The following is a 12524-nucleotide window of genomic DNA, read 5'->3' as shown; positions in this document are numbered from 1 at the left end:
GTGCGGCGGGGCGCCGGAGCGCCGTCCGCGTCCGCCCTCCGGTGGGACGACCGGTGTTCCGGCCGTGGCCCCACCCCCGGAACCGGTATAGTATGGCCGGTATAGTTATTGGTTGCGTGAGAGGCCGCCGCATGATCGAGATCCTGAAACCCGCCGAACTGGCCCGAGCCAAGGACGCGGGAGCACTGGTCGCCCGCATCCTCCGGACGGCACGGAGCCGTACCGCGGTCGGCACCAACCTCCTGGACATCGACCGGTGGGCACAGGAGATGATCGCCGAGGCCGGGGCGCAGTCCTGCTACGTCGACTACGCGCCCTCCTTCGGGCGCGGGCCGTTCGGCCACTACATCTGCACGGCCGTCAACGACGCCGTGCTCCACGGGCTGCCCCACGACTACGCGCTCGCCGACGGCGACCTGCTCACACTCGACCTCGCCGTCTCCCTGGGCGGGGTCGCCGCGGACTCCGCCATCAGCTTCGTCGTGGGAGATTCCAGGCCCGCGGAGAGCGTCGCGATGATCCGCGCGACCGAGCGCGCGCTGGAGGCGGGGATCGCCGCCGCCCGGCCCGGGGCCCGCGTCGGCGACATCTCCCACGCCATCGGCTCGGTCCTCAGCGCGGCGGGGTACCCGATCAACACCGAGTTCGGCGGTCACGGCATCGGGTCGACGATGCACCAGGACCCGCACGTGGCCAACACCGGGCAGCCCGGCCGCGGCTACAAGCTGCGCCCCGGACTGCTGCTCGCCCTGGAGCCGTGGGTCATGGCCGACACCGACGAACTGGTCACCGACGCCGACGGGTGGACGCTGCGCAGCGCGACGGGCTGCCGGACGGCGCACAGCGAGCACACGATCGCCGTCACCGACAAGGGAGCCGAGATCCTCACCCTGCCCGGGTGACCGCCGGACCGCCGCTCGCGCGCCCGGCCGCTACCGCCACCGGTGGGCCCGGCCCGCCCCGGGGTCAGGCGGAGAACTCCTCGCTCGCGTCGGCGAGGATGTCGAGCACCACGATCGGGTCGGGCAGCACCACGGCCCCGTCCGCGGCGCGCGGCGGGCGGATCCAGGTGACCCGGCCGCCGGAGGGCAGCAGCGAGGGGGCGCCGAGCACGAAGCTGTCCCGGCAGTGCCAGCGCAGCCCCGGCATCTCCTCCACGGCCTCGGGCACGCAGTCCAGGTGGCAGGACCACCACTCGTCCTCGTCCACCGGCGAACGGGTGGCCACGAAGAACAAATAGCGCGAGGACTCCACCGCCGCGACCGGACCCGCGGGGACGCCCGAGCGGCCCATGCGCGCCAGCGCCATCACGCCCGCCTCACGGGGGACGTCGAACACGTCGAAGACCCGCCCCGTGGGCAGGATGATGTTCGCGTCGGGGGTGCCCGTCCACCACCGCCGGATGGTGTCGGTGTCGGTGCTGGCCTCCACGCCCCAGGCCATCGTCACCGGGTGCGCCGCCGGGTCCGGACAGCCCATCCGGTCGCAGCTGCACGCACGGTCCTGCCCCGGCGAGGTGCCGCGCGCCACCGGCCAGCCCAGCTCGGCGTAGCCCAGAGCCGCGTCCAGCATGCTGGCCGCCGCATGGCGGCGCTTACGTCGGTACAGAACCTCGGCCATGGAGCCTCCCCGGTGTTCGCTCGTGTTCCAGGCGCGGCCTCGCCTTCGAAGGCCCGGCGCCCGGAGACCGCGACCGGGGCGAGGGGCCTGGTCGCGCTACCGCAGCAGGCGGGCGGCCTCGGTCGCCCAGTAGGTGAGGATCTGCTCGGCCCCTGCCCTGCGGTAGGAGGTCAGTGTCTCCACGATGGCCCGCTCGCGGTCGATCCAGCCCCGCTCCGCAGCCGCCTCGATCATCGCGTACTCGCCGCTGACCTGGTAGGCCGACACGGGTACCGGGGAGGCCTCGGCCACCTTGGCCACGATGTCGAGGTAGGCCAGGCCGGGTTTGACCATCACCATGTCCGCGCCCTCGGCGACGTCCAGGGCCACCTCGCGCAGCGCCTCGCGCGCGTTGGCCGGGTCCTGCTGGTAGCCGGAGCGGTCGCCGAACTGCGGCGCGCCCTCCGCGGCCTCGCGGAAGGGGCCGTAGAACGCCGACGCGTACTTGGCGGCGTAGGCCAGGATGGGCACCTGCTGGTGACCGGTGCGGTCCAGCCCCGCGCGGATCGCCGCGACCTGGCCGTCCATCATGCCGCTGGGCGCCACCACGGCGGCGCCCGCCTCGGCCTGGGCCGCGGCCACGGACGCGTACCGCTCCAGGGTCAGGTCGTTGTCGACGTGCCCGTCCACCTCCAGCGGGCCGCAGTGGCCGTGGTCGGTGTACTCGCACAGGCAGAGGTCGGCCATCACCACGACGTCGTCCCCGACCTCGGCGGACAGGTCGCGCAGGGCGGCCTGGACGATCCCCTCGGGGTCGTCGGCGGCCGAGCCGTGCGCGTCCTTGTGCGCGGGGATGCCGAACAGCATCAGCCCGCCGACCCCGGCGGCGGCCGCCTCGTGGGCCGCCTTGCGCAGGCTCTCACGCGTGTGCTGCACCTGGCCGGGCATCGAGGAGACGGCCACCGGCTCGGTGATGCCCTCCTTGACGAACATCGGCAGGACGAGGTTCTCGGGGCGGACCCGGGTCTCGGCGACCAGGCGGCGCAGCGCCGGACCGCGGCGCAGACGGCGCGGCCGGACCGCGGGGAAGGCGGCGTCGTTGCTGGAGGCGTTCATCACGGGGCTCCCGGGAAAGGTTCGTGCGTCGGCGGCGGTGTGGTCTCTCAGAGCTTGCGGCGGCGACCGCGCCTCTTCTGACTGGGCTTGAGGACGGGCTTGCCCGCCTCGACCGCCTCGCGCCTCTTCTCGGCACCGTACTCCGAAAGGGCCTGCGCCAGGGCGGAAACCGAGGCTTTGGGCGCCACGACGTCGACGCGCAGGCCGAACTCGATCGCGGTCTTCTCCGTCTCGGGGCCGATGACGGCGATGGCGGTGGTGTTGTGCGGCTTGCCCGCGATCCCCACCAGGTTGCGCACCGTGGAGGAGGACGTGAACAGCACCGCGTCGAAGCCGCCGCCCTTGATCGCCTCGCGGACGGGCGCGGGCGGGGGCGCGGCGCGCACGGTGCGGTAGGCGGTGACGTCGTCGACCTCCCAGCCGAGCTTGTCCAGTCCGGCGGACAGGGTCTCGGTGGCGATGTCGGCCCGCGGCAGCAGGACCCGCTCGATCGGGTCGATCTCGGCGTCGTAGGGCGGCCACACCGAGACCAGGCCCGAGCTGGACTGCTCCTCCTCGGGCGGGGCCAGGTCGGGCTGGATGCCGAACTCGCGCACGGCGCGCGCGGTGGCCTCGCCGACGACGGCGACCTTGACCCCGGCGAACGCGCGCGCGTCCAGGCCGTAGGACTCCAGGCGCTCCCGGATGGCGCGGACCGCGTTGACTGAGGTGAAGGCCACCCACTGGTAGCGGCCGGTGACCAGGCCGCGGACGGCGCGCTCCATCTGCTGCGGGGTGCGCGGCGGCTCCACGGAGATGGTGGGCACCTCCTCGGGCACCGCACCGTAGCCGCGCAGCTGGTCGGACAGGGCGGCGGCCTGCTCCTTGGTGCGGGGCACCAGGACGCGCCAGCCGAACAGCGGGCGGCTCTCGTACCAGGACAGCTCGGAGTGGCGTCCGGCGGCGGGGCCGACGACCATCAGCGCGGGCGCGGTGACGTGGTGGCCCTTGGCGTCCTTGGCCTTTAGATCGGCGACGAGCCGCCCCAGGGTCGAGGAGACCGTGGTCTGGCGGGTGGTGCCGCCCGCGCGCACGACCGCGGCGGGGGTCGTGGCGGGCCGCCCCCCGGCGATGAGGGTCTTGCACAGCACGTCGAAGCCGGGGCCCTGGTGCTCCACCGGCTCGCCGGCGGGCGCGTCGCCGCCCATGACGACCAGGGTGGCGCCGCTGGCGGCGGCCTCGTGCCAGTCGACGCCTCCCCCGCCGTGCGCGCGGGCGTTGAGCACGCGCACCTCGGGGCTGTCCGCGTCCAGCAGCGGCACGCCCGCGAAGGTCGGCACGGAGGTGATCGCGGAGACGCCGGGGGCGACCTCGACCTCGATCCCGGCCTCGTGGCAGGCCGAGACCAGTTCGGCGCCGCGGCAGCCGAAGAACGGGTCGCCGGAGTAGAGGCGGACCACCCGCTGCCCGTCGCGGGCGCGTGCCACCGCCAGGGCGTCGACGTCACCGCCGCACTCGCCCGCCTCGATCACGGAGACGTCATCGGAACAGTGGGAGAGGAGTTCGGCGCGAAAGCCCGAGAGCTCCTCCGCGGCGGGCTCGCGCAGGGTGATGACCACGTCGGCGTGGCTCAGCAGCTCGGCGCCGCGCAGGGTGAGCAGGTCGGCGCCGCCCGGACCGGAACCGACCAGGGCGACGTGCCCGGCCCGCGCTGCGGCGCGCGGCTCCTCCGGCTGGGGGTTGGCGTTGGCGTTCACGTACTGGCTCCTCTGTGTGGGTCGCCGCGCCCCGGTGTGCGGCGCCGGGGGCGGCGGTACGGCGGGCCCAGGCCGAGGAGGCCCGCCGGCTGCTCCTGCTTAGGGCGTGTCCCTCTCGGCGAATGCCTCGGCCACGATGCGGTCCGCGCCCTCGGCGATCATCTGGCGGGCCAGGTCCCGGCCGAGCGCGGTGGCGGCGGCCAGGTCCCCGGGCGAGGCGAGGTCGGCGGCGCGCTCGCGGCGCACGGCCTCGGCCCCGTCGGTGGCGACCACGGCGGCGCGCAGGCGCAGGCGGCCCGACCCGGCGTCGTACTGGGCGTAGGCGCCGACCGGGGCGGCGCAACCGGCCTCCAGCTCGGCGAGCACGGTGCGTTCGGCGACGACCTCGGCGCGGGTGGCCGGGTGGTCGACCGAGGCCAGGTAGGCGAGGTCGCCGTCGAGGCGCTCGGCGGGGCACTCGACGGCGAGGGCCCCCTGGCCGGGCGCGGGCAGCATCTGCTCGGGCTCGAAGACCTCGGTGACGTCGTCGGTGCGGCCCACGCGGCCGAGCCCGGCGTAGGCCAGGACGACGGCGTCCAGCTCTCCGGAGGCGACCTTGCCCAGGCGGGTCTCGGCGTTGCCGCGGATGGGGACGTAGACCAGGTCCGGGCGCAGCGCGGCGAGCTGGGCGACCCGGCGCGGGGAGCCGGTGCCGACCCTGGCCCCCGCGGGCAGGTCGGCGAACTTGAGCCCGTCGCGCGCGCACAGGGCGTCGCGCGGGTCGTCGCGCTCGGGGATGGCGGCCAGCACGAGCCCCTCGGCGGGTGTGGTGGGCAGGTCCTTGAGGGAGTGGACGGCGAAGTCCACGGTGCCCGCGTGGAGCTCGTCGCGCAGCGCGTTGACGAACACGCCGGTGCCGCCGAGCTGGGTCAGGTGCGCCTTGGTGACGTCGCCGAAGCTGGTGATCAGCTCCAGCTCGATCACCCTGCCGGTGCGTGCGGTGATGGCGTCGGCGACCATGCGCGACTGGCTGGTGGCCATGGTGCTGCGGCGGGTGCCGAGCCTGGCCGGGGCGCCGTGGTCGGGTGCTCCGTCGGCGGTCGTGCCGTGGGAGGGCGTGCCGGTCATGACTTCTCCTGTGCGGTCCGTGCCGCGGTGGCGGTGCCCTCGGGGGCGGTGAGCGCCTCGGGGCTTCCGGGGTCGAGTGCGAAGAGTTCTCTCAGGGCCGCCTCGTAGGACTCCCCGTCCGGTGCGGCGGCCAGTTCCTTGACGCGCACGGTCGGTCTGTGCAGGAGTTTGTCGGCGACACGGCGCATGGCGCGGCTGATCTCCTCGCGCGTGCGGTCGTCGAGCTCGGCGGGCAGGCGGCCGTGCAGGCGCGACAGCTCGGCGTCCACCACGTCCCTGGCCTGGGCGCGCAGGGCGACGACGGTGGGGGTCACCTGGTGGGCGCGGCGGACCGCGCGGAACTCGGTGACCTCCTCGTCGACGATGCCGCGCACGAGGGTGAGGGCGCTGTCGCGGCCTGTGTCGGCGCCGGGAGCGGTGGCGGCGGCCTGGCGCAGGTCCTCGATGTCGACCAGGCGCACGCCGGGCAGCCCGCGCACGGCAGGGTCGATGTCGCGGGGCAGCGCGAGGTCGAGGAAGACCAGGGGCCGCGTGCGCCCGGCGGTGGCGGCGGCCACGTCCTCGGCGGTCAGGACCAGGCCCTGGGCCCCGGTGCAGGAGATGACGAGGTCCACCTCGGCCAAGGCCGTGGCGGCGTCGGAGAAGGGGACGGCGCGGGCGTCGACGGTGTCGTAGGCCTCGGTGAGGCACTCGGCCAGGCGCGCGGCCCGCTCGAAGGTGCGGTTGGCCACGACGACCGCCTCGGCGCCCTGGCGGGAGACGGTGTTGGCGGACAGGGCGCTCATGGACCCGGCACCGAGGATGAGGACGCGCACGCCCGTGAGGGGGCCGTGCGCGGGCCGGGCGAGCCCGGGCGCGTCGGCGGTGTCGCCCGGGACCGCGGACATGGGGCAGCCCGCGGGGGGCAGCGATTCCACGGTCTGGGCGGTCTGGAGGGCGGTGGTCCGGGGCGCGCCGGTCGGACCGAGCCCGAGGCCGCCGGAGGCGACGGTGAGGCCGAAGCTGACCATGTCGGCGCCCGCGTGGTCGAGGTGGGTCTCGGTGTGGGCGCGCTTGCCCACGCGCAGGGCGCGCTGGCCGAGGTCGTTGAGGACGCGGCCGACGGAACCGGTCTCCTGGCCCTCCTTGAGGGCGTCGCGCACCTGGCCGAGGATCTGGCCCTCGCCCAGGACCATGGAGTCGAGCCCGCAGGTGACGGAGAACAGGTGCTGGACCGCGCGGTCCTCGTAGTGGACGTAGAGGTGCTCGGAGAGCTCGCCGAGGGGGACCCCGGTGTGCCAGGAGAGGAGTTCGGTGATGGCCGAGACGCCGCCGTGGAAGGCCGAGACGTCGGCGTAGACCTCGGTGCGGTTGCAGGTGGAGACCACCATGACCTCGTTGACGGGCTCGGAGCCGACCATCTCGGCGACCGCGTTGGCGCGGGTCTCCCCGTTCAGCGCGACACGTTCGAGGAGCGCCACCGGCGAACTCCGATGGCTCAGCCCCACGGCCAGGACACTCATCCGCACTACTCCTATGCAGGCACCACACAGCGTCTTCGTATGCCCCGGCGGCGGCCAGACCGCCGGAGGCGCGGCGCACGCTCGCTCATCGCCCACCGCCCATGCGGGCCTCACGGCCCGGATCGTCCATCCCTCAGGTCACGTCAGCTCCAGTCCCGCGCGTTCCGCGCCGTAGCCGTCGCCGTCGGCCCTGCGCTGCGCGTGGAAGGCGAGGATCTGGAGTTCGATGGACAAGTCGACCTTACGCACATCGACTCCGTCCGGCACATTGAGTACGACCGGAGCGAAGTTGAGGATGCTGGCCACCCCCGCCTCGACGAAGCGCGTCGCCACGCCCTGCGCGGAGACCGCCGGCGTCGTGATGACGCCGATGGAAACCCTCTCCGAACGGACAACCTCCTCCAGGTTGTCAATATGCCTCACGTCCAGGGAGGCGACACTCTGCCCCACCATCGCCGGGTCAGCGTCGAGCAGCGCCGCGATGCGGAACCCGCGGGTCCCGAACCCCCCGTAGTTGGCCAGTGCGCGTCCCAGGTTGCCTATCCCGACGATGGCCACGGCCCAGTCCTGGGTGAGACCAAGCTCACGCGAGATCTGGTAGACGAGGTACTCCACCTCGTAACCAACGCCACGCGTCCCGTAGGACCCGAGGTGGGACAGGTCCTTGCGCAGCTTGGCGGAGTTCACCCCGGCGGCGGAGGCGAGGTCCTCGGAGGAGACGGTGAGGGTGCCGCGGTCCTGGAGGGTCTGGAGGGCCCGCAGGTAGACGGGGAGCCGGGCCACGGTGGCCTCCGGGATGCCCCTCTCCCGGGGCCGTGGTGGACGACTGGTCACAGGCGGGCGCTCCTGGTCGGCGGGCGGGCGCGGAGGCGGCCCGGACGGGAGGCGGGCCGCCGGGGTCGGCGTGCGGAGCGGACGGGCTGCCGCCGCACTCCTCAGGCGTGTCTTGGAGTACCCAGATTACGCGCTTGTGAAAGCACGCACAAAGTGGGGCCCGCTGTGACGGCGGGCTCATAAGTTCCCACCGGCAAGGGACTCGGCGCCCCCGCGGAAACCTCCGGCGCGCACGTCCGCAATTCGGGACAACCAAAGAACGTCATATGTGCATATTTGTGGGCACAGCTGTAGTTTTCGGGCTTACTCGGCTCTCCTGCGGAGCCGCTCCCCGAGAGCAATCGGAAACGTTCTCTCCCAATCGCCCGGCCCGTCGGCGGCGCGGCCCCCGGAGAACCGCCCGGAACCCTTCAGCCGCCCAGGGCGGAGCGCAGCCGCTCCTCCCCCACCCTCCAGAAGTCGTGGCGCCGCCCGTCCACGAACGTCACCGGGATCTTGTCCCAGTACTCCTCGCGCTCGTCCGCGCCGACCTCGTCGAGCTGGCGCACCGCCCGACTCGCGCCGAGTTCGTCCGCGACCCGCTCGATGACCCCCCAGGCCTCCTCGCACAGGTGGCATCCCGGCTTGCCGAGCATCACCACGCGAGCCTGGCCCGCCCACCGGGGTGTTTCCGCCATGTTCCCCTCCTGTTTCCGGAGCCTTGCGGCCCCTCAGCCGCCCGCGAAGGGCGGTAGGACCTCGATCACAGTGCCGTCCGCGACCGGCACGTCACTGTGCGTTCTGCGCCCGACCGGGCGCTCGTCGACCAGAAGCGAGGAGGATCCGAGTACGCGCTGGAAGCGGTCGTCCGGGTGCAGCCGACACGCCGCCTCCAGGGCCTCCGCGAGCGTGGCGGCCCCGACCGTTTCCTCGGCGGTTCCGGCGGCCTCCTTGGCCGCTGCCCAGTACCTGATAGTGCACTTCGCCATCCGTTGATTATCCTTGGTGTTGCTCGGAGGCGACGAATTGGACATCTTCACCGGGGGCAATGGCGCCTTCGATCGCCCGCATAGAGCGGGGTGACGAGAAGAGACGCATGAGCCATCTGCTGCTGTTGACGAACTCGAACGAACCGTCCGACCACGTACTTCCCGCCCTCGGTCTGCTTCTGCACTCGGTGCGGGTGGCGCCGGCGGAGGCGGGTGCCCTGCTGGCGTCGAACGCGGGCGGCGGCTCCGGTGCGCCGGTCGACGCCATCCTGGTGGACGCGCGGACCGACCTCGCCGCGGCCCGCAACTTCTGCCGCCTGCTCGACACCACGGGCCTGGACTGCCCGCTGATGGTGATCCTGACCGAGGGCGGCGTCGCGGCGCTGACCCCCGACTGGCAGGTGAACGACTTCATCCTGTCCACCGCCGGCCCCGCGGAGGTCGAGGCGCGCCTGCGGCTGGCCGTGGGATCGGCCGAGGCCGGGACGGACGACCCCGACGAGATCCGCAGGGGCGACCTCGTCATCGACGAGGCCACCTACATCGCGCGGCTGCGCGGCCGCATCCTCGACCTGACCTTCAAGGAGTTCGAACTTCTCAAGTTCCTGGCGCAGCACCCCGGCCGGGTGTTCACCCGGGCGCAGCTGCTCCAGGAGGTGTGGGGCTACGACTACTTCGGCGGTACCCGCACCATCGACGTCCACGTGCGGCGCCTGCGCGCCAAGCTGGGCTCGGAGTACGAGTCGCTGATCGGCACGGTGCGCAACGTGGGCTACCGCTTCGTGCCCGACCCGGTCGCCAAGGCGCCCTCGGCCGTGCCGGAGGGGGTCGACGCACCTCCCGCCGCGCGCTCCGCGGAGCCCAGCGCGACCTGACGGACCGGGCGAGCCGCCTCCCTCCGCCCGAGGATCACCCCGGGGCGCCCGCACGGGCGCCCCGGAGTCGTTTTCGGACACCCCGGGACCCGGCCGTCCCGCGGGCGAACGGTGTGGGAACGGGCCTCCGGACACTCGTGTTCGACGGCCCCAGGTCCTAAGATCGTGTGGGCACCCCCACGCCGGGACGTCAGGCGCGGCGAAACTCCCCGCGAGCGGGTGCGCAGAAGCTGCCTTGGCGCGCCATCCGCGAGGAGGAGAACGCCCCGATGCCCACGAACGCCGCGAGACCCCCGCTGCCCCCCGGGCGCCGCCGCACGGCGGTCGCCCTGGGCGCCGTCTTCGTCGGCTCCAGCCTGGTCGCCGTCATGCCCCCGGCCCACGCCGAGCCGAGCCCCTCCGCGTCCGCCTCCCCGTCGCCCTCCACGCCGCCGTCCCCCTCTCCGCAGCCCGTCCCGTCGGCCGTGGTCGCCTTCGAACGGGACTCCGACGAGGCGGAGCTGGGCAGCTCCGTCCCGGCCAACCCCCTCACCGCGACCAACACCGGCGACGTCACCGTCTGCCTGCTCGCGATGGACGTCGACACCGGGGGGTTCGACGTCGAGGGGTTCGAACCCCGGGAGGTCGCTCCGGGCGAGGCCGCGGCCGCCGGAGAGGTCGCCGGCTCGACCCGCGTGCCCGCCGAGGTCGTGGCCACCCTCACCTACGCGCTCGCCCAGGAGGGCGTCGCGTGCGCGGGGCTGGACGCCTCGGAGACGCACAGCGTCGCCACCGGCACGTGGACGGTCTCGATCGCCAAGCCCGAGCCCACCACTCCGCCGGAGCCCACAACGCCCCCGGAGACCGAGGAGCCCGACGAGGAGCCGAGCGAGGACCCGGACGAGACCACGAGCCCCTCCGACACGCCCCGTCCCACCCCCACCGGTGACGACGACCGCGAGGGGAGCTCCGGCGGCGGCTCGGGCGGTTCGGGCGGCGGCCGGTCCGGCGGCTCCGGTGACTCGCCCCGCTCCCCCGGCCGTGTGGACGACGTGCCCACCAGCGACGTGCCCACCACACGCGACAGCTTCCCGGACCTGTCCAGGGACGAGGCCGCCCTGCCCGGGGTCGTGCCCGGCGCGGAGAACCTCGCCGAGCTGCCGACGGTGACCCCCGGCGCGCAGGACGACGAACTCGACGAGACCGAGGTGGCCGCCGACCACAGCGACCTGGGGCCGAACATGGCCCCGGCCGTGCTGCTCGCCGCGTTCCTCCTCGCGCTGCTGCTCGCGGCCCCGCTCGCACCGGTGCGGCGCGTCCGCGTCGGCGGCGGCTACCAGGGCAGGCGCCGCAGGAAGTAGGACGTCCCGGCGCCGTTCCCCGGTGGCGCGGCCGTCGGGGAACATGTCCGCCGCGACGCGCGGAACGGGGCGGCTACCAGGACAAACACCCCACCGGCCGTGGCTGACAGAAGTCTTGCGCTCGCCCCGTCGTAGGCTTTCGGTCCATGGACACCCCGCTAGTCACCGATGATCTGGACCGGACCCTGGCCGAACAGGTACTGACGCTCGCCGAGGCCGCGCGCGCGGCCGACGGCGTCGCGCCCCTGTCGGAGCACACTCTGCTCCGCGTCAGACACGGCGCCCCCTCGGGGAGCAGCCGCTTCCACCTGTCCCTGGAGGACGGGCGCGCGGTCGGCTTCGCGTTCGTGGAGCGCGTCGCGGGCGAGCCCGACTCCGGAGAGGTCGTCGTCCACCCCGACCACCGCGGCCGCGGTCACGGAACCGCCCTGCTGCACTCGGTGGACCGGGACGCAGGACCGGACGGGGTCCGGGTGTGGGCGCACGGGCGCACCCCGCAGGCGGTGTCGGTGGCCCGGGAGGACGGCTGGACCGCCGTCCGCGAACTCCACAAGATGCGGATGCCGCTGCGCGACATCGCCGGGGACGAGCCGGGCGGCCCCTGGGAGGCTCCCGAACTGCCCGAGCCCGAGCTGCGGCCCGAGGTGGCCGAACGGGTCCGGCTGCGCCCCTTCGTCGTGGGCCAGGACGAGCAGGCGTGGCTGGCCGCCAACGCGCGGGCGTTCGCCGACCACCCCGAGCAGGGCCAGCTCACCCTGGACGACCTGCTCCAGCGCGAGGTGGAGGACTGGTTCGACCCGGACGGCTTCTTCCTGGCCACCGCCAAGGACGGCGGGGTGGCCGCGTTCCACTGGACCAAGACCCACGCCGACGGCGCCGGACTCACCGACGGCGAGCCGGTGGGCGAGGTCTACGTGGTGGGCGTGGACCCCGAGTGGCAGGGCAGCGGCCTCGGCCGGGCCCTGACCCTGGCGGGTCTGCGCCACCTGCGCGACGCCGGTCTGCCGTGGGTCCACCTGTACGTGGACGGCGACAACGAGGCGGCGGTGCGGCTGTACGAGTCGCTCGGATTCGCCATGTGGGACACCGACGTGATGTACGCGCCGCCGAGGGACGACGCCCCCCGCCCGAACGTGTGACCTGTCACATTCACCGGGCAATCCCCGTACCGCCACGGGAGTGCGACACCCCGTTCATCTTCCGTTCATCTTGTTTGGGACAACTCGTCACCTGTTGCACCTACCTTCACATTCGGCGCAGCACGGCCACACTCCACCACGGACCGTGGCACGGTGACCGGCGATCGCCCCAGCACGGGACGCGGAGCGGCCCTCGGCGGGGAGGCATCCCCGACCGGCGGGAGAACCACGCGCCGCAGGGAACAGACCAGGCACGCAGAAGGTGCACGGAACGCACCGCACCATCCGGGCGAACCGCCCCGAAACCT

The 12524-nt window shown here is 73.7% G+C and carries 12 protein-coding genes; 4 read left to right on the top strand and 8 right to left on the bottom strand.

Annotated features, from left to right (window positions below; translation table 11 throughout):
- Positions 1 to 131 precede the first annotated feature (131 nt).
- Positions 132 to 902: a type I methionyl aminopeptidase gene (gene map / locus KGD83_RS03185; protein WP_212642441.1), complete on the top strand. Its 771-nt coding sequence runs from the start codon at positions 132 to 134 to the stop codon at positions 900 to 902.
- Between the two features lie 64 nt (positions 903 to 966).
- Here the strand turns inward: map and KGD83_RS03180 are convergent, their stop codons facing one another.
- The 8 genes from KGD83_RS03180 to KGD83_RS03145 form a co-directional block, all read right to left on the bottom strand.
- On the bottom strand, positions 967 to 1620 hold the full coding sequence (locus tag KGD83_RS03180) for a bifunctional DNA primase/polymerase (protein ID WP_249352104.1): 654 nt from the start codon (positions 1618 to 1620) through the stop codon (positions 967 to 969).
- Positions 1621 to 1716: 96 nt separating this feature from the next.
- On the bottom strand, positions 1717 to 2715 hold the full coding sequence (gene hemB, locus KGD83_RS03175) for a porphobilinogen synthase (RefSeq protein ID WP_212642440.1): 999 nt from the start codon (positions 2713 to 2715) through the stop codon (positions 1717 to 1719).
- Positions 2716 to 2762: 47 nt separating this feature from the next.
- Positions 2763 to 4451, bottom strand: a complete 1689-nt coding sequence (locus KGD83_RS03170) for a bifunctional uroporphyrinogen-III C-methyltransferase/uroporphyrinogen-III synthase (RefSeq protein WP_212642439.1) — start codon at positions 4449 to 4451, stop codon at positions 2763 to 2765.
- A gap of 99 nt (positions 4452 to 4550) precedes the next feature.
- The gene (hemC, locus tag KGD83_RS03165) at positions 4551 to 5558 is read right to left on the bottom strand and encodes a hydroxymethylbilane synthase (protein ID WP_212642438.1); all 1008 of its coding nucleotides are present in this window, start codon (positions 5556 to 5558) and stop codon (positions 4551 to 4553) included.
- Complete coding sequence (locus KGD83_RS03160) at positions 5555 to 7060, bottom strand: glutamyl-tRNA reductase (RefSeq protein ID WP_212642437.1); 1506 nt, start codon at positions 7058 to 7060, stop codon at positions 5555 to 5557. Before KGD83_RS03160 ends, hemC begins: the two co-directional genes overlap by 4 nt.
- 138 nt (positions 7061 to 7198) lie before the next feature.
- On the bottom strand, positions 7199 to 7894 hold the full coding sequence (locus tag KGD83_RS03155) for a redox-sensing transcriptional repressor Rex (RefSeq protein WP_212642436.1): 696 nt from the start codon (positions 7892 to 7894) through the stop codon (positions 7199 to 7201).
- A gap of 410 nt (positions 7895 to 8304) precedes the next feature.
- Positions 8305 to 8571, bottom strand: coding sequence for a glutaredoxin family protein (locus KGD83_RS03150; protein WP_212642435.1), 267 nt, complete (start codon positions 8569 to 8571; stop codon positions 8305 to 8307).
- 33 nt (positions 8572 to 8604) lie between these two features.
- Positions 8605 to 8862, bottom strand: a complete 258-nt coding sequence (locus KGD83_RS03145) for a MoaD/ThiS family protein (RefSeq protein ID WP_212642434.1) — start codon at positions 8860 to 8862, stop codon at positions 8605 to 8607.
- A 107-nt stretch (positions 8863 to 8969) separates the two neighbouring features.
- On the opposite strand from KGD83_RS03145, the gene KGD83_RS03140 reads away from it, so the two are divergent.
- The 3 genes from KGD83_RS03140 (at position 8970) to mshD (ending at position 12216) form a co-directional block, all read left to right on the top strand.
- Positions 8970 to 9737: a winged helix-turn-helix transcriptional regulator gene (locus tag KGD83_RS03140; protein WP_013155372.1), complete on the top strand. Its 768-nt coding sequence runs from the start codon at positions 8970 to 8972 to the stop codon at positions 9735 to 9737.
- 269 nt (positions 9738 to 10006) lie between these two features.
- Positions 10007 to 11077 (top strand): hypothetical protein, encoded by a 1071-nt coding sequence (locus KGD83_RS03135; protein WP_212642433.1) that lies wholly within the window; start codon positions 10007 to 10009, stop codon positions 11075 to 11077.
- A gap of 146 nt (positions 11078 to 11223) precedes the next feature.
- Positions 11224 to 12216, top strand: coding sequence for a mycothiol synthase (mshD, locus tag KGD83_RS03130; RefSeq protein ID WP_212642432.1), 993 nt, complete (start codon positions 11224 to 11226; stop codon positions 12214 to 12216).
- Positions 12217 to 12524: the final 308 nt, after the last annotated feature.

This window comes from Nocardiopsis akebiae (assembly GCF_018316795.1).
GTDB classification, from domain to species: domain Bacteria; phylum Actinomycetota; class Actinomycetes; order Streptosporangiales; family Streptosporangiaceae; genus Nocardiopsis; species Nocardiopsis dassonvillei.
This window is presented reverse-complemented; position numbering and strand designations above follow the sequence as displayed.

What these genes read in the sequence shown, in the direction of transcription:
- KGD83_RS03180 (WP_249352104.1), bottom strand. Translation starts at nt 1,620, where the DNA reads ATGGCCGAGGTTCTGTACCGACGTAAGCGCCGCCATGCGGCGGCCAGC.
- KGD83_RS03140 (WP_013155372.1), top strand. Translation starts at nt 8,970, where the DNA reads ATGAGCCATCTGCTGCTGTTGACGAACTCGAACGAACCGTCCGACCAC.
- map (WP_212642441.1), top strand. Translation starts at nt 132, where the DNA reads ATGATCGAGATCCTGAAACCCGCCGAACTGGCCCGAGCCAAGGACGCG.
- hemC (WP_212642438.1), bottom strand. Translation starts at nt 5,558, where the DNA reads ATGACCGGCACGCCCTCCCACGGCACGACCGCCGACGGAGCACCCGAC.
- KGD83_RS03160 (WP_212642437.1), bottom strand. Translation starts at nt 7,060, where the DNA reads ATGAGTGTCCTGGCCGTGGGGCTGAGCCATCGGAGTTCGCCGGTGGCG.
- mshD (WP_212642432.1), top strand. Translation starts at nt 11,224, where the DNA reads ATGGACACCCCGCTAGTCACCGATGATCTGGACCGGACCCTGGCCGAA.
- KGD83_RS03145 (WP_212642434.1), bottom strand. Translation starts at nt 8,862, where the DNA reads ATGGCGAAGTGCACTATCAGGTACTGGGCAGCGGCCAAGGAGGCCGCC.
- KGD83_RS03135 (WP_212642433.1), top strand. Translation starts at nt 10,007, where the DNA reads ATGCCCACGAACGCCGCGAGACCCCCGCTGCCCCCCGGGCGCCGCCGC.
- hemB (WP_212642440.1), bottom strand. Translation starts at nt 2,715, where the DNA reads ATGAACGCCTCCAGCAACGACGCCGCCTTCCCCGCGGTCCGGCCGCGC.
- KGD83_RS03150 (WP_212642435.1), bottom strand. Translation starts at nt 8,571, where the DNA reads ATGGCGGAAACACCCCGGTGGGCGGGCCAGGCTCGCGTGGTGATGCTC.